Raw genomic sequence first — 22,262 nt, 5'->3', positions numbered from 1 at the left:
TTCTCTAATTAATTTTATTCTGCTAAATTGATCTCTTCTTTTTTGATAGGTTTAATTTTTTCCTGCAATGTTTCAAAGATGACATACAGAACCGGAATAACAAATAATCCCAAAATAGTTCCTATCAAGAGTCCGATTGCCGCACCCGTCGCAATAGATCTGTTCCCTACCGCACCAATTCCACTTGCCAGAACTAACGGTAATAAACCGAAGATAAAGGCAAACGATGTCATTAGAATCGGTCTTACTCTGGCTTTTGCTGCATTGATGGCCGACATTACAATCGTTTCACCATGATGTCTTCTCTGAACAGCAAATTCGACAATAAGGATGGCGTTTTTCGCCAGTAGTCCTACAAGCATGATCAGTGCAATCTGGAAATAAATATTATTTTCCAAGCCCATAATCTTCTGTCCGAAGTACGCTCCCATTACCCCAAGAGGAAGAGAAATAACAACGATCAGGGGAAGAATATAGCTTTCATACTGTGCAGAAAGGATAAAGTAAACGAAGATCAAACTTAGCCCGAAAATAAGAAGCGTCTGAGATCCTGAGTTTAATTCTTCTCTGGTCAACCCGGTAAATTCTACGGCGTAGTTTTGATTCAGGGTTTCATTGGCTACCTGTTGTACAGCGGTAATGGCGTCCCCGGAACTATATCCATCAGAGTTTGCTCCTGTTACCTTTACTGAAGTAAACAGGTTATAACGGCTTACAGATTGTGGCCCGTATGCTTTAGTAAGGGTTACAAACTGGGAGATCGGAGACATGACACCTGAACCGGTTTTTACATACAATTCATTCAGGTTATCAATACTTTTTCTGTTATCAGGAAGAGCCTGAACCATTACTCTGAACTGCTTTCCGTATTTTGTAAAGTCAGCAGTATAAATCCCTCCAATATATCCCTGCATGGTAGCAAGGATATCACTAACGGAAACTCCAAGCTGCTTTGCTAACGGAACATTGATATCCATCTGATACTGAGGATATTTTGTATTGAATGAAGTCTGAGCAAATTGAATCTCCGGTCTCTGCATCAGCTTACCGATGAATTCATTGGTTTTATTATCCAGGTCAGCATAGTCTCCACCTGATTTATCAAGCAATACCATTTCAAAACCTGCACTGTTACCAAATCCTGGTACACTTGGCGGTTGGAAGAATACTACTTTGGCGTCAGGAACGGCTCCTACAATTCCAAATAGTTTTTTGGTAATATCTTCAGAAGTCTGGCCATCTTTTTTTCTTTCTTCGAAAGGTTTTAGTTTCACAAAGGCTAGACCGTTGTTACTTCCGTTCCCGGATAAGAATCCTCTACCGGTAGAAATCGTTACATTCTGTACTCCCGGAACCTTCATTGCTTTGGCCTGAAGTGTTTTCAATGCGTTGTAAGTTCTTTCCATAGAAGCTCCCGGAGGAAGCTGAACATCAGTAAAGATAATCCCTCTGTCTTCTGTAGGTACAAACCCTTTCTTCATACTGCTGCTTGCCCAGAATAAGATTCCTCCGGTAACAGCGAAGATAACCAGGGTTACCCATTTATGTCTTAGCAGGAATACAAATCCTCTTCCGTAACGCTCAGTTGTTGTTTTAAAAGCAATATTAAACTTATAGAAAAACTTCTGCAGCAGGTTTAGGTTCTTGTATTCTGTATGATGCTCTGCGTGAGGTTTCAGGAATAATGAACATAAAACCGGACTCAGCGTTAATGCGTTAATAGCAGAAATGATGATGGCTATGATCAGCGTAATCCCAAACTGTTGGTAGAATACCCCTGTAGGACCTGTAATAAACGTTACAGGAATAAATACGGCTGCCATTACCAAAGTAATAGAAATAATAGCTCCTGTAATCTCATCCATCGCTTCTACAGTTGCCTTTTTAGCATCAGAAATACCGTGCTCCATCTTCGCATGAACGGCCTCGACGACGACAATGGCATCATCCACCACAATACCGATGGCAAGTACCAATGCAAACAAGGTCAATAGGTTCAATGAATATCCGAAAAGATTCAGGAAGAAGAATGCTCCTACAATAGATACCGGAACCGCAATGGCCGGAATCAGGGTAGATCTGAAGTCCTGAAGGAAAATATAAACGACAATAAATACAAGGATAAAGGCTTCGATCAGGGTATGTACTACCTTTTCAATAGAAGCTTCCAGGAATTCGTTGGTATCAAAGTTAAAAGTATATTTAACGCCTTTAGGGAAAGTGCTTTCTGCAGATTTCAGATATGTTTTTATATTTTTAATAATCTCCTGTGCGTTGGAACCCGGTGTCTGGAAGATCCCCATACTGATGGAAGGATTGTTTCCGTTCTCCCCGATTCCTGTATAAGACTGCCCTGCCAGTTCTACTTTAGCAACGTCTTTCAGCATCAGGTTTTGTCCGTTTGCAAGAGATTTGATGATGATATTATCGTACTGTTCTTTATCGTTGAATTTACCTACATATTTGATGATATATTCAAAAGAACTTCCACTGTTCTGACCAATAGAACCTGCCGCAGCTTCTCTACTCTGCTCATTGATTGCATTGGTAACATCCGTAGGAGTTACGCTGTAGGCAGCCATTTTTGCCGGATCCAGCCAGATTCTCATAGAGTAATTTTTACCTCCGAAAACGTTGGCATCCCCTACACCATTTACCCTTTTAAGGTTTGGAATAATATTGATATTCAAAAAGTTCTGAAGGTATACGTCATCAAGATCTTTATTTTCAGAATAAAAAGACATATACATCAGGGCACTTGTCTGCTGCTTTTGAGTTACAACCCCTGAACGCGTCACTTCGGACGGCAGCAAAGGTGTCGCTCTGGCCACACGGTTTTGTACGTTTACCGCTGCAATATCCGGGTCTATTCCTTGTTTAAAGAAAACCTGGATCTGGGCAGAACCATCATTTCCAGCAGAGGAAGTGATATAATCCATTCCTTCCACCCCGTTGATCTGCTCTTCCAAAGGTACTACCACACTCTTCATCACCGTTTCCGCATTGGCTCCTGTATAGTTTGCAGAAACACTTACCGTGGGCGGTGCAATGTCCGGATACTGTGTAACCGGTAACGAGATCAGCCCTAGCACACCGAGAATCACAATCAAGATTGAGATTACGGTAGATAAAACCGGTCTGTTAATAAAGTTTTTTATCATTAGAATTTCGGTTTTATTGATTGAACAAGACTATCCATTTTGATTGGTTTTGGCTTCACAGCTGTTCCCGGTTTCAAACCTCCGATACCTGCTGCAATAACTGTTTCTCCTTTATTAACTCCTGATTTTATAAGAGCCAAATTGTCGATTCTGTCAATAACATTTACCACAACGTTTCTCGCAGTATCTCCTTTTTCTACTTTATATACGTACACAATACCTTGTTGTTCGTACGTAGCACTTTCAGGAACGACAAGAACATTATCATAACGCTGAGGGAATCTGATGGTTCCACTGTTACCATTGCTTAATAATTTTTGAGCATTGGAGAACACAACTCTGAACTGAATGGTCCCTGTTGTAGGATCAATCTGGCCGGTAATGGCCTCAATTTTTCCTTTTTCAGGATAAAGGCTTCCGTTTGCTAACTGAAGTTCTACCATTGGTAAGTTTTTGATTTTCTCAGGCATAGAAGATCCTGGAGCTTTTTCAAGGAAATCAAAATACTCTTTTTCATTCATCGCAAAGTAGGCAAAGATCTCAGAAGTATCAGAGATTGTTGTCAGAGGGGTCTGATCAGACGGTCCTACCAAACTTCCTACTTTTAACGGAAGTCTTCCGATTACCCCTGAAATAGGAGCACGAATGATTGAGTATTCGATGTTGGCTTCTACCCCTTTATAATTGGCTTCTGCCTGTCTTTTGGCAGCATTGGCCTGTTGCAGCTGAGCTTGCGCCTGAGCCAGCTGAGCCTGGGCTGTCTGTAACTGCACGTTGCTGATGATATTTTTCTGAACCAGAGGTTTTAGTTTGTTCACTTCAACCTGAGCTGCATTTACCGAAGCCTGAGCTGCTGCAATACTGGATTCAGCAGCGCCAATTCCTGCTTTGGAAGCGGCAGCATTTTCGTTCAGAATATTAGTTTCCAGACGGAACAATGGCTGTCCCTTTGTAACATATTGTCCTTCATCTACCAATACCTGGGTAATGTAACCCTGTATTTTTGCACGTACATCATTGTTTACCCTACCTTGGATGGTAGCCGGAAACGTCTGATAACCCACTATATTTTTTGACTCCACAGAAACAACAGGGTACGGCTTGGCACCATCTTGTTTGGGAGCTTCTTTTTTGCAGGCAGTCAGTGAAAGCGCTGCAATGGAAAGTATAACTAGCTTATTATTCATTTTATAGTTTATTAAGAGATTCCTGAATATTTTCTATGTTTTTATTTAAGAGTGCTTTGTAAACTTCTATTCTTTCATTGTATCCATCGTCTTTACTTTTTTTAAAATTGTTTAAATCATCTAATAGTTTTAATTCGTCCTGCATCTTTTGGACAATTTTTTCGAATCGTATTTTCTTGTATTCATCATTGATGAAAAAATATCGTTTCCGCTCATCCATTTTATTGTGGTCTACGATAAGCTGTGCATTTAACAGTAATGAAATACTTGTAGAAACGGAGCTTTTGCTTGCAGAGAGCACTTCAACAAATTCGTCAAAAGTAATTCCTACTTTCTCATAGTCAAAAAGAAGGTAGGAATAAATTTTCGATGCTAAAGGGGGTAAGCTAAACACGGTGCCATAGAACTTTACGGCATCCTGAAAAATTTTCTCATCAATTTCTATACTTTGGTGCATAATATAAAAATTTTTAACAAATGTAAAAATTAGTTCAGAACCAAACGAACAAACCTGATAGAGTTTATAAATACACCCCGGTTTAAAAATTCAATGAAAGATGATTTAACTTTTTGCTTAAATTATAATCTTCTCAAAGGCCTTTCTCATTCCGTCTTTTAAAAGAACCTCTCCACAATAGGAATAGCCTCTGCCTTCAAGGATTTTCAACATAGCAAGATTGTCATGATTGGTATCTACTTTAATGCTCTGAATTCCATGGGACTTGGTAAATTCTTCGATTTTATCAAAAAGTTTTTTTACCATCCCTTGTCCTGCAAATTTTTCGTCAACAGCTACTCTGTGTACTACTACAAATTCACCGTCACTCAGCCATGCTCCTTCAATGGTACTGTAAGCCGGCTCATCATTCAGAATCAAAGCTGCATATACTGCAATTTCCCCATCTACTGTCATCACATAAGCAAATCCTTTGGCAATATCACTCTCTACTGTTCCAAGATTAGGATATCCGTTCTGCCATTGGGTACTTCCATCCTGCCTTCTTCTTTCTATGGATTGCTGGATAATTTCCCAAATACTGTTTCTTTCTTCAATTTCCGCTTGTCTTAGTTTAATCTCTGGATTCATGTTGTCATATTTGATTAAAAAATGAGATGGTTTAAAGAATTAAAAATCTAGAATGACAGCTAGTTGCTTAATCTTTAAAACCCTCTTCTATAATAGTTTATAATTAAAAAACCGAAAATTAATAAGAAATTAATTTTCGGTTCGAAGTAGTAAAATTTAAAATTATGAAATTGTTTATTGATTCTCACTTTGTTGAAGGTAAGCATCAATAATATCAAATGCTTTTGTTTCATCTTCCAAATCTACCATTACCTTTAGCGAAGTTGCTGTAGGCGTTGTAGTAAACGTAAGATAGTTATTTTCAACGGTATTTGTAATTTCAGCATCATCCAATTTAGACTTAACCAATTGAATTTCTGAAGGGTTATCACTTACATAAACCGATACTCTCGTACTTCTTTCCATATCCTAATTGTTTGAGTATCTAAATATACGATAATTTTTTCAAAATTACAAATCCCGGAAGTTTAAATTTTATTAATATTGTTTTCAATTTTGTCTAAAGCAAGCTGGATTTCTTCCTTTGTAACATTCAAATGAGGTCTGAAACGAAGAGACTGATCTCCGCATGGAAGAATGATCAATCCATCGTTGAAAAGCTCATTCATCAGGTGGTTTCTTTGTTCTGCAGTTGGCAGATCAATTGCACACATCAAGCCTCTTCCTCTTGCATTTGAAATTTTTTCAGGATACTTTTCAGCAAAACCTTTTAAGCTTTCCAACAGGAAATCTCCAACTACTCTTGCATTTTCTACAAGGTTTTCTTTTTCGATAACTTCCATTACCAGCTGGAAACGAAGCATGTCTATAAAGTTTCCTCCGAAGGTAGAATTGATTCTTGAACTTTCTCTGAAGACGTTATTCGGAACTTCGTCAAACTTTTCTTTATTGGCTAATACACCGCAAACCTGAGCTTTTTTCCCGAAAGAAATGATATCCGGTTTTGCTGTAAAATGCTGGAATGCCCACATTTTCCCTGTAATAGCAATCCCTGTCTGAACTTCATCAAAAATAAGTAAGATTTCGTTGTTATCACAGATTTTTCTTAATCCTAATAAGAATTCATCTCTGAAATGATTGTCACCTCCTTCTGCCTGAATAGGTTCTATGATGATACAAGCCACTTTATTGGGGTTCATCAGAATAGCCTCTTCAATCTGAAGCAAAGCAAGGTTTTCATTTTTGATCGTTTCTTCCAGGTTTTCTTCTGTAATCGGGAATTTTAATTTTGGATTTAAAATTCTCGGCCAGTTGAACATTGGGAAATATTGGTACTTTCTCGGGTCAGAAGTATTGGTTAAGCTCAATGTATAACCGCTTCTTCCGTGGAAAGCCTGTTTGAAGTGAATGCAGATTCCTGCTTCTGTATCTAGTCCTTTTGCAAAGTTTTTACGGGTCTTCCAGTCGAAGCATGCCTTCATTGCATTTTCAACACCCAGACTTCCGCCTTCGATAAAGAAAGCATATTGTAATTCTTCAGGAATAACCACTCTCTCGAATACTTCAAGGAAATGAGCGTATTCTTCTGAGTACACGTCAGCCAAAGTCGGCTTGTTCACAGCCATTCTTCCCAACCACTCTGATCTTTCCAAAAGATAAGGGTGATTGTATCCTATAGATGCTGATGCAAACATGGAGAACATATCCAGATATTCTCTGTCTGTCAATTTATCATAAAGCCATGATCCATGTGATTTTTCAATATCCATCACAAAATCGAAACCGTCTGCCAACACATGTCTTCCTACTGTTTCTTTTACTTTATTTGCTTTTATATCTAATGTTTGTTCCATAATAAATTGTTGTGTGATTTAATAAGTGAATGATTCAATGATCCAAAGAACGAATCATTGAATCATTCAGGTTATTAAGTTTTTTTTGTTTTTTGAGTGCTTTAAGTAAAGCTTTTATAAATCAAATTTAATCCCTTGTGCTAAAGGAAGTTGTGCAGTGTAATTTATAGTGTTGGTTTGTCTTCTCATATAGTACTTCCAAGCGTCAGAACCTGACTCTCTTCCGCCTCCGGTTTCTTTTTCTCCACCGAAAGCACCACCGATTTCAGCACCGGAAGTTCCGATGTTTACGTTGGCAATACCACAGTCTGAACCTGCATGAGAAAGGAACAATTCTGCTTCTCTTAAGTTCTGAGTCATGATGGCAGAGGATAATCCCTGAGGAACATCATTCTGAATGGCAATAGCTTCTTCTAATGTTTTGTATTTGATAAGATATAAGATCGGTGCAAAGGTTTCATGCTGAACAATCTCATAAGAGTTTTTCACTTCTGCAACACAAGGTTTCACGTAGCATCCTGATTCGTAATCTTTTCCGGTTAAAACTCCGCCTTCAACAGCGAATTTCCCTCCTTCTTTTTTACATTTTTTGATCGCTTCTTCGTATTGGTTTACAGCATCAGTATCAATAAGTGGTCCTACATGGTTGTTTTCATCCAATGGATTTCCTATTTTAAGCTGGCCATAAGCTTTTGTCAGTCTTGTTTTTACTTCATTGTATACGCTTTCGTGGATGATCAGTCTTCTTGTTGAAGTACATCTCTGTCCTGCAGTTCCTACCGCTCCGAAAACTGCTCCGATGATAGACATGTCAATATCGGCTTCTTTCGTAATGATAATAGCGTTGTTTCCTCCTAATTCAAGAATAGATTTTCCGAATCTTTCTGCTACTTTAGAAGAAACCATTCTTCCTACTCTTGTAGATCCTGTGAAAGATACCAGTGCAACTCTTTTATCGTCTACTAATTTCTGTCCGATTTCGTGGTCTGATACCAATACACTTGAAAGTCCTTCAGGAAGATTATTCTCCTTTAAAACTTCAATCATTATATTCTGGCATGCAATAGCACAAAGTGGTGTTTTTTCAGATGGTTTCCAGATGGTAACGTTACCACAGATCCATGCTAATGCTGTATTCCAAGACCACACAGCTACCGGGAAGTTGAATGCAGTGATGATTCCTACAACCCCTAGCGGATGGTATTGCTCATACATTCTGTGTCCTGGTCTTTCAGAGTGCATTGTGTATCCCTGAAGCTGTCTTGAAAGTCCTACAGCGAAATCGCAGATATCGATCATTTCCTGAACTTCTCCAAGTCCTTCCTGTAATGACTTACCCATTTCGTAAGAAACAAGTTTACCAAGATCGTCTTTGTATTCTCTTAATTTTAAGCCCAGCTGTCTCACAATCTCTCCTCTTTTGGGAGCCGGGATCAGCCTGAATTCCTGAAATGCTTTTTGAGCAGTTTCAATTACTTTGTCATAATCACTTTCTCCGGAAGTTTTTACTTTAGCGATCAACTTTCCGTCCACAGGAGAAATGCTTTCTATCACCTTTCCTGAAGCGAAATATTTTCCGCCTGTTGAGGTACCTTTATTTTCTTCTTTAATACCTAAATTTTTCAGCGTTTTTTCGATTCCGAAATCCTTTACTTTTTTTGACATAAAATCTTACTTTTCGTTCTCTCTAAAGATAAAAATATTATGCGAACCTCAAAACTTTAATTTTTAATGTGTTTTTTATTTGGACTAATTATAAACATGCTTATCTTTGCAGGGTAATCATTTTGATAATCACCGATGGAAAATTCACAAGAAAACAACTCAAAGTTTAAAAAGTGGTTCAAGCGTGTAGGATGGGCGGGATTTGCTTTCTTTACCATTAAAGGCTTGATTTGGCTCGTCATATTCTACTTTGGAGCAGACACGCTTCAGAGTTGTATAAAATAAAAAAGCAGAGAAATTTTCTCTGCTTTCTTTTTTTGTAAAAGGTTTAGCGAATTGTCATTTTTTTATTGAAACGTTAAAAAAACAGCCCTTTTTTATATTTTCTGTAATTAAAAAAAGGAATGAAATACCAAGTTCTAATTGATCATCACCCGAAAAGATCATTTATTATCTTAAGCTGACCGTTTTAAAACTAATCATTCTTCTTTCTCCCTGCATGGATCAGGCTCTGATGCAACAGGTATTCTATCTGTCCATTCACACTTCTGAATTCATCGCCTGCCCACTTTTCAAGAAGTTTATAAGTAGACTCATCTATCCTTATGACAAAGGATTTTTTACCTTTATTTTCCGAAGTGTTCTGAGCTTTTTCTGATTTCATTATTCTTGTTTTTAATGCAAGATTTATTTTCCAGGTTTATAAGTTCAATCATCAACCTGAAAATTTTAATTATTATTCTTAGTTATACAGCGTTCCCGCATTTAGGATGGGGGTGGCTGCTTTTTCACCACATAAAACCACCATTAGGTTGCTTACCATGGCTGCTTTTCTTTCATCATCAAGTTCAACGATATTGCCTTCTGAAAGCTTTTTCAGGGCAAGATCTACCATTCCTACAGCTCCTTCCACAATTTTGGTTCTTGCTGCAACAATTGCTGTAGCCTGCTGTCTTTGAAGCATTGCTCCTGCAATTTCCGAAGCATAGGCCAAGTGTGAAATTCTTGCTTCCTGAATCACGATTCCTGCTTTTGAAAGACGATCCGTAAGTTCCTGTTCCAAAATAGAATTGATCTTATCTCCGCCTTCTCTTAAAGTGATTGGCGCGTGATCATCTTCTAAGTTATCATAAGGAAAGCTCATGGCCAAATGACGCACTGCCGCTTCACTCTGCATTCTTACAAAGTCAGAATAGCGTTCTACATCAAAAGCTGCTTTATAGGTATCTCCTACTTTCCATACCATTACTACAGCAATTTCGATAGGGTTTCCCATTTTATCATTTACCTTCAGGGTCTGTCCTTGTAAGTTCTCGGAACGTAAAGACATTTTCTGTGACGAGTACAAAGGATTGATAAAAAACAGTCCGTTTTCTTTTACCGAACCTACATATTTCCCAAAGAAGTTCAATACTCTTGAGTGATTAGGCTGAATGATCATTAATCCTTTCAGAAAAAAGCACGAAGTAAGAAAGCAAAGCATAGCGATCACCACATAGGCAATACTTTGATCTACTCCACTAACAAAGAAGTAAACTGCTGCCACAAACAAAGCAAGACAGATGACCAGTGTAATGTAACCTGACATAGGTTTTAATGTTTTTTCCATAATTGAATTTTAATTTGATATTATTTTGATATCATAAAGATAGCAATGAATTTTGAATTATGAAGTATTAATTATATTTTTTTTGAGGAGGTTCGTGATAAGGGTAAGTAGTATGGAAATAAAAATTGTTTCGAGCTTTTGAATTAAAAAAAGAAAATACAATAATTAAGCTACGGGAAGCCATAAGGAAGTTATCGGATGAGAAAATACTTTTGTAAAAATTTAAATTTAAAAACTATGAAAAAATTCATGTTATCCGCAGCAATGACCATTACAGGATTGATGTTTGGACAAATCACCCTTGATAAAAATTTTGCTTCTGAAAATCTGCAGGCTTACACCAATGCTGATGAAACGTTTTATTATTCGGTAGGACATGGTATGAATGCGGTAAAAATTTATAAAGCGGATTACTCTATTTACAAACAGTTTACTCCATCTGTGCCAAGTGGGTACAGCATGTTTATAGATCAATACAATAACAATTTTATATTATCTAAAAATATTTTTAACACTGATAATAAACTGGAAATCATTATAACATTTGAAAAATATAATCCTGCCACCTCTGAAAGAGAATATATTATAAAAATTTACAATGAAGACGGAAATATAATACATGAGTTTGGTCCGAATTATAAGTTCACTGATGAATATGACATCAATATTTATCACGACAATACCACTAATATCAATAAGCTAAGATTATTCAACCAAAATACAAATTCAACTGAAATTTATAGCTTGCCAACAACCTTACTTTCTGCAAAAGAAGTTCAGTCAAAAGCTAAACTTTCTGCTTTTCCAAACCCTACGAATAAGATTTTAAATATAATAAATCCGGGGAAAGGGTCAACTGCAGTAGAAATTTATGAGAGCACAGGAAAAATGGTTTTAACTCAACATTTCAATGTGTCAGACAACAAAATTTCAATCAATGTTGAAAACTTACCTGTTGGAACGTACTTTTATCAGATAGGTGAAATACGTTCTAAATTTATTAAGAACTAATCTATTATTGATTTTTATATTCATAAAAAAATCCCGGAAAATGAATTCCGGGATTTTGCTTTTTATATGTTTGAAGTTTTATTTCTTCGTTAAAGTTTTAAACTTGAAATAAGATACTGCTGATAGCGTAATCATTGTTGCGATTCCGATATATACCCAGGCTGGTACTGGTACCGGATCTCCTGCTGCATACGAGTGAAGTCCGCTCAGGTAGTAATTTACCCCAAAATAAGTCATTACCATTGAGCAGAACGCAAACATTGTTGCTACGTGGAATGCCCATCTGCTTCTCAATCCAGGTACTAATCTCATGTGCAATACAAATGCATACACCATGATGGAAATGAAAGCCCAAGTTTCTTTCGGGTCCCAGCTCCAGTATCTTCCCCAAGATTCGTTTGCCCAGATCCCTCCTAAGAAGTTTCCTACTGTTAATGCAAATAATCCGATTGTTAATGACATTTCAGAAACGACTACCAATTCTTTTAATGTTGTATCGTGGTGAATCTTATACGTTTCTTTATTGGATATAATATAGAACACTAGTGAGATTACAGCAATGATCATCGACAGTGCAAAGAATCCATAACTGGAAGTAATAATAGCTACGTGAACAATCAACCAATAAGATTTCAATACCGGAACAAGCGGTGTGATCTGCGGATCAAGAGCAGAACCTCCGTGTGCAAATCCCATCATGATAACAGCCACCATAAATCCAGAAGCAGGAATCAGAGCATTGACACCAGCTCCTCCTTTATTATTCACTAAATTCCCAACTGCCAAAGCTGCTCTCTGGCCCAGATTAGGTTTTGTAAATCTAAAATAGAATGACAAACCAGCTGTAATACCTACCCATGAAATAAAGATGATCGCTTCATATCCGTTACTCCAAGGAGCGTGTCCAGAGATATACCATCTTGCTACAAGACCTAAGAAATGACAGATATACCCTACTAATCCAACGTAAATAGTCACTTTGATAGCCTTGCTTAATACTTTATTTGGCTTGAATAATTCAACAAATCCCAGAATTAAAAGAAGACCTCCAATGATGGTATAGAAAATCAATAATTTGAAGTTAATATCCGCTTTATTCATGAAAACCTCAAGATCAACTTTTGATTTTGTAGGAACTACTGCTTTCCCCCATTTCTGCTGATACTCTGAAAGCTTTATCAATTCTTCATCTGCTTTGCTCCAGTTTCCTGATTTCTGAGCAGTAAGTGCTTGTGCAAAGTAAGGTCCCATTACCTGCTGAGATTCCATATCCGGTTCGAATTTCTGATCTAACCATGAATGCCATGTATGATTGGCATCATTTTTCACAGGAACAATTCTCATAAACTGACCGCTAAAGAACTCATTGAAGATCTGTACTCTTTCGTTTACAGCAATAACTTCTTTATCATAATTAGTCTGATCAGCCGGTTTCTTACGGAAAGCCGTATTGTAATCATGATCTAAAATATACGTTAGATTACCATTGGCATCTGCCGGGAAAAGGTTCATCAGTGAAGTATAACCATCTTCATCTGCCTTTGTTTTATTTTTCAGTTCATCACCCCCTTTCGGTCCCACCTTGATTATCGGAACCATTGTCCAGCTTGGAGTGTCTGTATTGATAGAGAGGAACCATTGGTTAGCAGTAAGTGACTTTCCGTCTGTTCCTTTGAATTCGTCTTTTTTATATAGTTTTCTTAAAACATCTAATGCTACTGTATTAATAGGAACAATTCTTCCTTCAAAACTTTGCACCAAAAGGTAACCGAATTTATCCGCATGTTCTTTAGTGATTTTATTTCTCGCAATGATTTCATCCGGAGAAATAGATCTCATTTTACCCATTGGGGTTGCTAATGAGTTATTCTTTGGAGCAGCACCATCAAGCGGTTGGGCAGATGGAGCCGGTGCATGAGAATGATTATCTCCTTCTACATGGATGTGTTCTCTGCTTCCATCAGTAGTACCATGGGTTTCGATTTTCTGTGCATTTAAACCTAAGCTTAAAAGAACCAATAATACTGCTGCAGCTTTCTTTTTACTAGCATCTACAAGCATTTTATTTAATTTCCAGAAGTGTGTTCCTTTCCAGAAGAAAATAACAAACATTCCTAAAAATAAAAGACCATATCCAATGTAAGAAATCAAAGTTCCCCAGAAATCATGGTTTACAGAAAGTACAGTTCCCATTCTGTCCGGGTCAAAACTTGACTGGAAGAAACGGTATCCTTTATGATTAAGAACGTGATTCATATAGATTTTATAAGGAGTTTCTTTACCTTCATCAATGATTTTAATGTGGCTTTCATAAGCACTTGGAGATGAACTTCCCGGATAAGTTTCCATAACGAAATCATCCAGTTTCAATGCAAAAGGTGTGTTGTATACTTTAGGTCCGAAGCCTACCATAATGTTTAAACCATCCATAGTAACCTGTTTGTAAACATTTGGATTTCCTCTTTCAACAGAAAGATCTACCAATCGTTTTGTTTTTGGCCCCTGAAGCTCAATCTGAAGCATATCCGGAACACTAGCATCTTTCTTTCTGTCCCCTTCAATAGCAATCAGTCTTCCTTTTTTAAGACCTTCAGGAACTACAAGCTTTAACTCGTTGATTGTATATAAACTTCTTAATGCTAACGGCTGGAATTCATTTTTAACGGTAGTTCCGGTGGCCTGAGTAGCCATGGTCATATAATTGGCATCTACAGGAGTTTTGATTAACAATTTCCCGCCTTCATTTTTGAATTCAACAGCTCCTTCAATAGCTCTGTTGAATGTCACCAAAGTTCCGTTGATCGATTTTGTTTCTCCCGGTTTGATGTAAATATTTTGTCTTCCGGTACTTCCGGTTGAAACCAAATGAAGATACTCTGCACCGTTTGGCTCAGCTACAAGGCTGTCTTTTTTTCTTTGAATGTATTCCTTAGCAAATACTTTCACTTCTTTTCCGTGGAAGTCATAAGTTGCATTGAAATCTTTATGCAATGGTGACATCAGATAAGGAACATCCTGATAGTTAAGAACATCTCCTTTTTCTTCGATCTGGATTTTAAAGAAATTTTTATCCGTTACGATTTCGTTGGAAGTCTCACCTTCTCTGATGTGCATTTGCCCTTCAAAACTGATGTATCTTGTGATAGCACCACCGATGAAAATGAAAATGAAGGCAAGGTGGAAAACAAGAACCGGCCATTTTTCTTTTTTCCACAGTCTGTATCTTCCGATATTTCCTATGAAGTTAAGAATGAGCACGACCATGATCAGTTCGAACCATTTGGCCTCATAAATTAATGCTTTTGCTGTAGGAGTTCCGTAGTCGTTTTCTAAGAACGTTGCATAAGCCATCGCAAATGCGTACACCAGCAACAATACAGCCATTGTTCTGGTTGAGATAAGAATATCTTGGAGCTTCTTCATGATTTATTGTACTTGACATGCAAAAATAAGCATGATAAACTACAAAGAGCGTAAAAAAAGCTGTTTTTTGTCACTTTGGCCCCGGTTTTGCTTATTTTGAAACATTCTTAATAAGCCCGAAAACATTAGGAAAAATTCAATTTTAAAAATCTGAACAATCCAGATTTATAATACCTATTCCGCTGATTGAAGTCTTCTATATCCCAACCCTCTAAGCTATCATAAAAACACTAATAGACAAATCGTTAAAGCACTTTGTATTATTTAAAAAGAAAATAAAAATGTAAACTATTTCCCCAAATATGTTTTTTTCCTGATTTTACTTAAAAATTCATGAGTTATTCCCAAATAAGAAGCCACCTGCTGTTGCGTGAGTCTTTGTTCTAATCCCGGATATTTTTCAAGGAATTCCAAATATCGTTTATCAGCCGTTTTGCCCGTTAATGAAAGAATTCTTCTTTGAAGTGCTACCGAAGATTTTTGGTTCATGATTCTGAAAAGCTTTTCTATCTGAGGCATTGTTTCGTACAAGATATCTTTATCTTTTTTTGAAATCATCAATACTTCACTATCCTCAAGAGCTTCAATATTTAATATAGAAGGAACATGATTGATCAAACTGTCTATATCTGTAATCCACCATCCCTCTACTGCAAAATATAATGTCTGTTCAAATCCGGTTTCGTTCAGATAATAAACTTTAAAACAGCCACTCAAAACAAAACCTTCAAAAAGGCAATAGTCTCCTTCTTTGAGAACCCTTTCTTTCTTTTTAAACGTTCTGGGTTCAAAAGGTTTTACAAAGCGGTTGAAATCTTCATCTGACAGATTTATATATTGACTGATATTTTTATAAAGTAAATCGGACATTCTTCTATTTAAGCAAAATAAAGGTATCAAAATTATTGACACCTTTACGTACTAAGTTATGTTAAGTTATTTTCGTACTTGAGTAATACAACCTCGATTTTTTGTTGGGTAAACGCAAAGGCGCAAAGACTTATTATACATTGCACTTATCTTTAGACGCAAGAAAATCGAAGATTTTCAGCAAGTTGAACTGTTTTTTAATTTTATCGGAGATAAAATCCTTGCGTCTTATAGAGGACTTTTCAATATCATTTTGCACCCTTGTGTATCCAAAACATGATCACTTTTAAACCTACTTATTTAAAAATTCATTTGTATTTGTTATACCAGCATAAAGATTTCCTAGCGCAGAAATACCTGCCAAAAAAGATCTTTGAATGTCCGCTGCTTTTACCACTTCCCCATTAAGCTCCCTGTTTCTGGTTGCTGTAGCATCTCCGATAATTGTATTGCCAAACCCAAAATCAAAAGCGGCTCTGGTGGTGGCCTCCACACAAACATCTGTCATCATTCCTGTAATCACCAGATTTTTAATTTTCTTTGACTGAAGATAGTGCAAAAGATCAGTTTCCCTGAAGCTGTTGGGAAAGTGCTTAACAATAACCTTTTCATCATTCATAGGTAAAACCAAATGATTGATTTTAGCGCCATCCGTATCCGGAAGAAAAAAAGTGGCTCCGTCATTCGTAGAAATATGCTGAATATGAATAACCGGAAGATTATTTTCCCTGAAATATTCTAAAATCTTTTTACTATTTTCTCCAGCCTGTTCAGCTTTTTCCAATGTCATTTTTCCTCCCTGGAAATAATCATTTTGTACGTCGATAATTAATAATGCGGTGTTTTCCATTTTTTGTTTTTGTTGTGCGTTCATTGTAATCAGTGAAATAAATACCAGACCTAAGGTCAGCATTGTTTTGAATCTATTTTTCATAGGTGAAATTTTATGAGACAAAATTACATAGGCTCCAGATCTTAACCTTTGAACTAGTTCAAAAAAAGTCGCTCATGGAAAATAAAAAACCGAAAGAAAGTCTTCCGGTTTTATTATTATTCTGGTCAGTATCTTATTTCCAGTAGTTCCACTTTAACCCATCAAATACAGCCACAGTTTTACTTACTGTGTCATAGCAAATCATGCCGGGATATGGATTTTTAACATTGATATGAGGTTCCGAAATTTTGGGAAGAATAAGTGCTTTGTCTGATGACTCCAATACCAGAACCCCGGGAGCCGTTGTTGTTGCAGCCCCCATAATAATCCTATTCTGTCCCGGGATTTCTGCATTGGTATTGAAAACAGCCCCCATAACAGAACCCTGATCACTTAAAGGAACCCATGCAGACTCCACATTCATTTTTATTATTTTATCGTTTTTATCCATTAAAAGTGTTCCCGGAGAAGCATCAGCCGGTAACGTTTCTACAATTGGGAGTAAAATACCTTTTGTAGTATTAGCAGGGAAATCCAAAAGACCACTCCCATCCACCTGAGCTTTCTCAATGGCAATTTGAGCAGAAGCCAGGCCAACATATAATATTGCGATTATTGATATTATTTTTTTCATTTCTTACTTTTTAATCATTACAAGATCTTACAATACAATTCCAGACTGATCCATTATACAACTTAAAACACTTATCCACAGTGTCATAGATCAACATCCCTTCAATCGGCAGCGCAATACTTCCAGAAGTAGTTCTCGTAACAACCAGTCCTTTATTCTTTGATTCCAGGGCTAAAAATCCATTAGGAATATTCCCCGGCCAGCCGTTCTGGATCTGATTCTGTCCTGAGATTCCTATTCTTGTAATCCCATCCGGGGTTCCTGTTGCAGGATCTTTGGTACAATAAGTTTGAAGATCAGTTCCGAATGTAAAGTATTTATTAGCCGGGAATGAATAGTTAAATATCGCCTTTCCCCCTGAGAAACTGGATGCAGAGATAGTTTTTACATTCTGGGTAAATCCTGCGTCATCTGCAGTTATCATAAAAACCTTATCTGTACTAGCAATGCTCACATATCTTGAAAGATCGGCCTGTAACCACGTAGAGCCTGTATCATTCGTTTTCTGTGCCAACCATTTTCTTTGAATAATTTTTCCTGAGGAAATACCATAATTTACTAATGCCAGATCCTGAACATTATTATCTCCCATAACCAAAAAGGTTTTATCCTGAGAAAAAGGAGTTCTGCTGATATCAGCATTGGGCAAAATAAAATTATTCATTGTAGCTGCCGTAAGCATGATATTATTTTCTTCATTGATACTGTTACTTATCTTCTGATTTAAAACAGACATATCATCTCTGGCTATTCCAAAAATATTATTATTAAAAGTCGGATTCAAGCCGGAATCCCATGTTACCGACTGTTCAGAATTCAAATAATTTTGAGGCTGCTGCAAAGTAACTCCATATTTGATGGCGAGATAAGAATTCACTCTCTGCCGTTCTATAGGAGTTTGGGTTTCCGAATATAAAATAAATTCACCTATTCTATCCCCTGCCAATGAAGTACTTCCACTACCTCCATCATTGTCCATTAAGAGAACTAACCCTGGATAATTAGCTGTAGAAGAAACATTATTTGAAGGACCACCATAAGAGAGTCCATTATTATCAAAAAAATATTTCACATTACTTCCTACAACGGCGTTATAATACGATTGAATACTGGGTACATCTGTCCCTACTGTATTGATAACATCTGTTCCAAAAAATACATCTCCGGATTCTTTTTCATTATAAAATTCAGGACGGGTATTATAGGTTCCAAAAAATGGAGATTGCCATACTCCTGCAATGCTGGTTGGGTTTGAACTTTGAGCAGTACCATTCATCACAAAAACAGTTCTATAAATAGTGGATCCTGTTCTGGAAAGGTGGGTGTATGAGGTAAGCGAAGTTGTCACATTATCAGGAAATCCTGATGGAAACTTATATCCAGATCTATAGCCATTGGTACTTACAATTTCTATGGCTGGATTAAAATTAAAACTAGGAATCGAAGTGGCAGAACGGTAAACCGGCTTTGCTCCCACCCCAGGGTCTGCATAGTAACCTGGCATTCCCTGATTAGCAATTCCATTTATCCCGCCTGTCTTTTGATTCTCCCATATGGAGACTTGTGTATGATCTGTCGTTGTGCCTGTACCTGTATCTGCTTTTACCCATATCTGTAAATTATTGGAAACACCCCCCGGAGATTGTGCCCATACAGTACAGCTACACAACAAGAACACAAAGAATAACTGCTTTCTCATTAATATATTTTTTAATATTATCTATATTTTGAAACCAGCCCATCAAGTACAGATGTGCTGATTAAGAGACTATCGAGAATATTTCGAATATGGAAATGATTAATAAGCAAAATCTACAGACCGCTTTATTATAGCTAAATGACAGATTATTTCCTTACAATAACGGTTAAAAACTACCACAAACTATAATAAGCAGATCTATAAAACCTGAATATTTATTCTAATAAATATACTGTTTTTTAATCAAATATCAAAAAACCATTAAAGCTTTTCATGTTTTTACAAAAAAAACAAGCATACATTTTACAATGTAAACCATTATTTACATAATTATACATATATTTAAATACAACACCTCTCAAACAGAAAATTTTATTATCTTTTTAAAAGAAAACAAAAAACAACTAGTTAATATAATTTAACAGGATCAGATTTGGATAAACAAAAAAAATAGTCTTATTTTAATTTTATTTTATTTTCTAAATAGCAGAAAATATTTTTCAATCAGGTTTTAAATAATCGCTGTAAAAAGCGGGATTTCCAAAATGTTTTTTGGAGAAAAAAGATTCTTTTAGTGTTGAAAAAACATTAAATTTGTGACATTGATATTATGGACAAAAAGACACAAAAAAAACAGACTGAATTGCCTGAAAAAGGCAGAATTTTATCTAAGCCCCGTATTTTTTCCGGGCTTACTTTTATACTTTTCTCGGCTGTTCTTGCCTTCTCATTCATCTCTTATTTAATGAACTGGAAAGCAGATCAAAGCCAGGCGGGAACGATGCTGGACAAGACTATAAAATCTTCAAATATCTTTGGCAAGGTAGGTGATTGGCTGGGAAATATTTTCATTTTCGAAAGTATTGGTATTGCCTCATTCATTATTGCATTTTTATTTTTGGTAGTCGGTACGCTGATTCTTAAGAAAAAAATCTTCAAACCCTGGAAAACCATCGGACATTCTTTATTTTTCATCTGCTGGCTTCCTATTTTCATGGGGGCACTTACCAAAGGGCAGGGTGTTTTAGGAGGAGTCTATGGATTTCAGATTATGGATTACCTTAATTCTATTATTGGAACAGTAGGTCTGTGGACTGTATTGGCTGCAAGTATCCTTTTATATTTTATTCTTGAATTTAATCTTCGTCCAAGTTCAATCAAAGCAAAACTGGATAAGATCAATGAAAATACAATTGGAAAAGTAAAATCTATGATTCCTGATTCTGATGAAGATTTCGAAGCTGATGAAGAATTGAAAGAGGAAATGGAAGAAACAGCACAGGAAACTGCTCCTCGTGTTACGGTAAGTGAAGTTTCCAGTAATTCAATCAATACAAAGAAAGAGCCAGAACCGGTGAGTATTCCGAAAGGATTTCCTGAAGTTCCGCTTTCTACCGATATAGAAACAATTACAACTCCCAATCATACTTCTTTCGAAGCGGAGCCAAGAGAAGTGAACCAACCGGTAAGCTTAAACTTATCCACAAAACCAGTTATTCCGGTTTCCACTCCGGAGGAAGCATTTGATATCAGGCCTTCTACCCCGTCTTCTGCAGCAACTTCCCCTGCGCAGGAAAATATTAAATTCAATGTAGAAGTAGCTCCGGTTATTGATATTCTGGACGATTCTGATAAAAAATCACAGGAACTTGTAGAAAAACACGGTCTGTACGACCATAAGCTGGACCTTGCTAATTTCCATATGCCGCCTGTAGACTTGCTGAAAGACTATGGAAATGAAGAGATTTCTATTAACAAGGAAGAATTAGAAGAAAATAAAAATAAGATTGTTGGACTTCTGAAGAATTTCAATGTAGGAATTGCAGAGATCAAAGCTACCATCGGTCCTACCGTTACTTTATACGAAATTGTTCCGGAAGCGGGAATCAGAGTGGCAGCCATCAAAAAACTACAAGATGACATCGCGCTGAACCTTTCTGCGTTAGGAATCAGAATTATTGCTCCGATGCCTGGAAAAGGAACAATCGGTATTGAGGTGCCAAGAAAAAATCCTACGATGGTTTCTATGCGTTCTGTAATTGCTTCTCAGAAATTCCAGAATACGGATATGGATCTTCCGGTGGTTTTTGGTAAGACAATTTCCAACGAAATCTTCATGGCCGACCTTTCAAAAATGCCTCACTTGCTGATGGCAGGAGCAACAGGTCAGGGTAAATCTGTAGGGATTAATGCAATCCTTACTTCCCTTCTTTATAAAAAACATCCAAGTGAACTGAAGTTCGTTATGGTGGATCCTAAAAAAGTGGAACTTTCATTATATTCAAAAATTGAAAGACATTATTTAGCAAAACTGCCGGATGCGGAAGAAGCGATCATTACAGATACCAATAAAGTAATCAATACCCTGAACTCTCTTTGTATTGAGATGGACACCCGATATGATCTTCTTAAAAATGCTTTCTGCAAAAACCTGAAAGAGTATAATAAGAAATTTACAGAAAGAAAATTGAATCCTGAAAACGGACACCGTTATTTACCTTATATTGTATTGGTAGTAGATGAGTTTGCAGATTTGATCATGACCGCAGGAAAAGAAGTTGAATTACCAATCGCCAGACTTGCACAGCTTGCAAGAGCCGTAGGTATTCACCTTATCGTTGCAACACAAAGACCTTCTGTAAACGTTATTACAGGTATGATCAAAGCTAACTTCCCTGCAAGGGCAGCCTTCAGAGTAATTTCCAGTGTAGACTCCAGAACGATCCTTGACTCTCCGGGAGCAGATCAGCTGATCGGTAAAGGAGATATGCTTTATTTCAACGGAAACGAGATCTTAAGACTTCAGTGTGCTTTCGTAGATACTCCGGAAGTAGAAAGGCTTGCAGAGTTTATTGGAGAGCAGAAAGGATATGCTTCAGCATTCTTACTTCCTGAATATGTTTCTGAAGATTCTACAAGTTCAGTAGGTGCTTTTGACCCGAATGAAAAGGACGCTTTATTTGAAGACGCTGCAAGAATTATTGTTTCTACTCAGCAGGGATCTACTTCAATGCTTCAGAGACAATTGAAACTTGGGTATAACAGAGCCGGAAGAATTATGGATCAGTTGGAAGCCAGTGGTATTGTAGGAGGTTTCAACGGAGCTAAAGCAAGAGAGGTGATCATCAGTGACCTTCATTCTTTGGAACAGTTTTTGGAAGATCTGCGTAGTTAAAGGGAAAATTGAAC

Annotated in this window: 17 protein-coding genes; 3 read left to right on the top strand and 14 right to left on the bottom strand. The window is 37.0% G+C overall.

The annotated features are described in order from the left end of the window. Positions 1–14: 14 nt before the first annotated feature. The 7 genes from DBR39_RS05390 to DBR39_RS05360 all read right to left on the bottom strand — a co-directional run bounded on the left by DBR39_RS05390 (position 15) and on the right by DBR39_RS05360 (position 8,893). On the bottom strand, positions 15–3,161 hold the full coding sequence (locus DBR39_RS05390) for an efflux RND transporter permease subunit (protein WP_124531179.1): 3,147 nt from the start codon (positions 3,159–3,161) through the stop codon (positions 15–17). Then, positions 3,161–4,348: an efflux RND transporter periplasmic adaptor subunit gene (locus tag DBR39_RS05385; RefSeq protein WP_103233438.1), complete on the bottom strand. Its 1,188-nt coding sequence runs from the start codon at positions 4,346–4,348 to the stop codon at positions 3,161–3,163. Before DBR39_RS05385 ends, DBR39_RS05390 begins: the two co-directional genes overlap by 1 nt. 1 nt (position 4,349) lies before the next feature. Then, on the bottom strand, positions 4,350–4,805 hold the full coding sequence (locus DBR39_RS05380) for a transcriptional regulator (protein ID WP_065394571.1): 456 nt from the start codon (positions 4,803–4,805) through the stop codon (positions 4,350–4,352). 117 nt (positions 4,806–4,922) lie between these two features. Continuing rightward, positions 4,923–5,435: a GNAT family N-acetyltransferase gene (locus tag DBR39_RS05375; RefSeq protein ID WP_124531178.1), complete on the bottom strand. Its 513-nt coding sequence runs from the start codon at positions 5,433–5,435 to the stop codon at positions 4,923–4,925. 174 nt (positions 5,436–5,609) lie between these two features. Beyond that, complete coding sequence (locus DBR39_RS05370) at positions 5,610–5,840, bottom strand: DUF2007 domain-containing protein (protein WP_103233441.1); 231 nt, start codon at positions 5,838–5,840, stop codon at positions 5,610–5,612. Between the two features lie 62 nt (positions 5,841–5,902). Then, positions 5,903–7,228: an L-lysine 6-transaminase gene (gene lat, locus DBR39_RS05365; RefSeq protein WP_124531177.1), complete on the bottom strand. Its 1,326-nt coding sequence runs from the start codon at positions 7,226–7,228 to the stop codon at positions 5,903–5,905. 114 nt (positions 7,229–7,342) lie between these two features. After that, positions 7,343–8,893 (bottom strand): aldehyde dehydrogenase family protein, encoded by a 1,551-nt coding sequence (locus DBR39_RS05360; protein ID WP_103234564.1) that lies wholly within the window; start codon positions 8,891–8,893, stop codon positions 7,343–7,345. A 135-nt stretch (positions 8,894–9,028) separates the two neighbouring features. Between DBR39_RS05360 and DBR39_RS05355 the strand changes: the two genes are divergently transcribed. Further along, entirely contained in the window at positions 9,029–9,178 is a 150-nt protein-coding gene (locus tag DBR39_RS05355) for a histidine kinase (protein ID WP_045496381.1), read from the top strand. Between the two features lie 190 nt (positions 9,179–9,368). Here DBR39_RS05355 and DBR39_RS05350 read toward each other — a convergent pair whose 3' ends face one another. Continuing rightward, on the bottom strand, positions 9,369–9,557 hold the full coding sequence (locus DBR39_RS05350; protein WP_103234566.1) for an Arc family DNA binding domain-containing protein: 189 nt from the start codon (positions 9,555–9,557) through the stop codon (positions 9,369–9,371). A gap of 78 nt (positions 9,558–9,635) precedes the next feature. Then, on the bottom strand, positions 9,636–10,502 hold the full coding sequence (locus DBR39_RS05345) for an SPFH domain-containing protein (protein ID WP_103234567.1): 867 nt from the start codon (positions 10,500–10,502) through the stop codon (positions 9,636–9,638). Between the two features lie 237 nt (positions 10,503–10,739). Here DBR39_RS05345 and DBR39_RS05340 point away from each other — a divergent pair, with 237 nt between their 5' ends. Further along, positions 10,740–11,513: a T9SS type A sorting domain-containing protein gene (locus tag DBR39_RS05340; protein ID WP_185147137.1), complete on the top strand. Its 774-nt coding sequence runs from the start codon at positions 10,740–10,742 to the stop codon at positions 11,511–11,513. A 78-nt stretch (positions 11,514–11,591) separates the two neighbouring features. Here the strand turns inward: DBR39_RS05340 and ccsA are convergent, their stop codons facing one another. The 5 genes from ccsA to DBR39_RS05315 all read right to left on the bottom strand — a co-directional run bounded on the left by ccsA (position 11,592) and on the right by DBR39_RS05315 (position 19,073). Beyond that, a complete protein-coding gene (gene ccsA, locus DBR39_RS05335; protein ID WP_124531175.1) occupies positions 11,592–14,936 on the bottom strand; it encodes a cytochrome c biogenesis protein CcsA in 3,345 nt (1,114 codons plus the stop codon). Positions 14,937–15,224: 288 nt separating this feature from the next. Next, positions 15,225–15,806 (bottom strand): Crp/Fnr family transcriptional regulator, encoded by a 582-nt coding sequence (locus tag DBR39_RS05330; protein ID WP_124531174.1) that lies wholly within the window; start codon positions 15,804–15,806, stop codon positions 15,225–15,227. Positions 15,807–16,098: 292 nt separating this feature from the next. Next, complete coding sequence (locus tag DBR39_RS05325; RefSeq protein ID WP_124531173.1) at positions 16,099–16,740, bottom strand: cysteine hydrolase family protein; 642 nt, start codon at positions 16,738–16,740, stop codon at positions 16,099–16,101. Between the two features lie 133 nt (positions 16,741–16,873). Continuing rightward, positions 16,874–17,374 (bottom strand): hypothetical protein, encoded by a 501-nt coding sequence (locus DBR39_RS05320; RefSeq protein WP_124531172.1) that lies wholly within the window; start codon positions 17,372–17,374, stop codon positions 16,874–16,876. A 10-nt stretch (positions 17,375–17,384) separates the two neighbouring features. After that, the gene (locus DBR39_RS05315; protein ID WP_124531171.1) at positions 17,385–19,073 is read right to left on the bottom strand and encodes a hypothetical protein; all 1,689 of its coding nucleotides are present in this window, start codon (positions 19,071–19,073) and stop codon (positions 17,385–17,387) included. A 610-nt stretch (positions 19,074–19,683) separates the two neighbouring features. Here DBR39_RS05315 and DBR39_RS05310 point away from each other — a divergent pair. Continuing rightward, positions 19,684–22,248 (top strand): FtsK/SpoIIIE family DNA translocase, encoded by a 2,565-nt coding sequence (locus DBR39_RS05310; protein ID WP_124531170.1) that lies wholly within the window; start codon positions 19,684–19,686, stop codon positions 22,246–22,248. Positions 22,249–22,262 lie beyond the last annotated feature (14 nt).

This window comes from Chryseobacterium sp. KBW03, from assembly GCF_003852415.1.
GTDB lineage: Bacteria > Bacteroidota > Bacteroidia > Flavobacteriales > Weeksellaceae > Chryseobacterium > Chryseobacterium viscerum.
This window is presented reverse-complemented; position numbering and strand designations above follow the sequence as displayed.

Excerpts from the sequence above, each read along its gene's own strand:
- DBR39_RS05360 (WP_103234564.1), bottom strand. The coding sequence starts at position 8,893 with ATGTCAAAAAAAGTAAAGGATTTCGGAATCGAAAAAACGCTGAAAAAT.
- DBR39_RS05385 (WP_103233438.1), bottom strand. The coding sequence starts at position 4,348 with ATGAATAATAAGCTAGTTATACTTTCCATTGCAGCGCTTTCACTGACT.
- DBR39_RS05330 (WP_124531174.1), bottom strand. The coding sequence starts at position 15,806 with ATGTCCGATTTACTTTATAAAAATATCAGTCAATATATAAATCTGTCA.
- DBR39_RS05320 (WP_124531172.1), bottom strand. The coding sequence starts at position 17,374 with ATGAAAAAAATAATATCAATAATCGCAATATTATATGTTGGCCTGGCT.
- DBR39_RS05340 (WP_185147137.1), top strand. The coding sequence starts at position 10,740 with ATGAAAAAATTCATGTTATCCGCAGCAATGACCATTACAGGATTGATG.
- DBR39_RS05325 (WP_124531173.1), bottom strand. The coding sequence starts at position 16,740 with ATGAAAAATAGATTCAAAACAATGCTGACCTTAGGTCTGGTATTTATT.
- DBR39_RS05370 (WP_103233441.1), bottom strand. The coding sequence starts at position 5,840 with ATGGAAAGAAGTACGAGAGTATCGGTTTATGTAAGTGATAACCCTTCA.
- DBR39_RS05345 (WP_103234567.1), bottom strand. The coding sequence starts at position 10,502 with ATGGAAAAAACATTAAAACCTATGTCAGGTTACATTACACTGGTCATC.
- DBR39_RS05315 (WP_124531171.1), bottom strand. The coding sequence starts at position 19,073 with ATGAGAAAGCAGTTATTCTTTGTGTTCTTGTTGTGTAGCTGTACTGTA.
- ccsA (WP_124531175.1), bottom strand. The coding sequence starts at position 14,936 with ATGAAGAAGCTCCAAGATATTCTTATCTCAACCAGAACAATGGCTGTA.
- DBR39_RS05380 (WP_065394571.1), bottom strand. The coding sequence starts at position 4,805 with ATGCACCAAAGTATAGAAATTGATGAGAAAATTTTTCAGGATGCCGTA.
- DBR39_RS05355 (WP_045496381.1), top strand. The coding sequence starts at position 9,029 with ATGGAAAATTCACAAGAAAACAACTCAAAGTTTAAAAAGTGGTTCAAG.
- DBR39_RS05350 (WP_103234566.1), bottom strand. The coding sequence starts at position 9,557 with ATGAAATCAGAAAAAGCTCAGAACACTTCGGAAAATAAAGGTAAAAAA.
- DBR39_RS05390 (WP_124531179.1), bottom strand. The coding sequence starts at position 3,161 with ATGATAAAAAACTTTATTAACAGACCGGTTTTATCTACCGTAATCTCA.
- lat (WP_124531177.1), bottom strand. The coding sequence starts at position 7,228 with ATGGAACAAACATTAGATATAAAAGCAAATAAAGTAAAAGAAACAGTA.
- DBR39_RS05310 (WP_124531170.1), top strand. The coding sequence starts at position 19,684 with ATGGACAAAAAGACACAAAAAAAACAGACTGAATTGCCTGAAAAAGGC.
- DBR39_RS05375 (WP_124531178.1), bottom strand. The coding sequence starts at position 5,435 with ATGAATCCAGAGATTAAACTAAGACAAGCGGAAATTGAAGAAAGAAAC.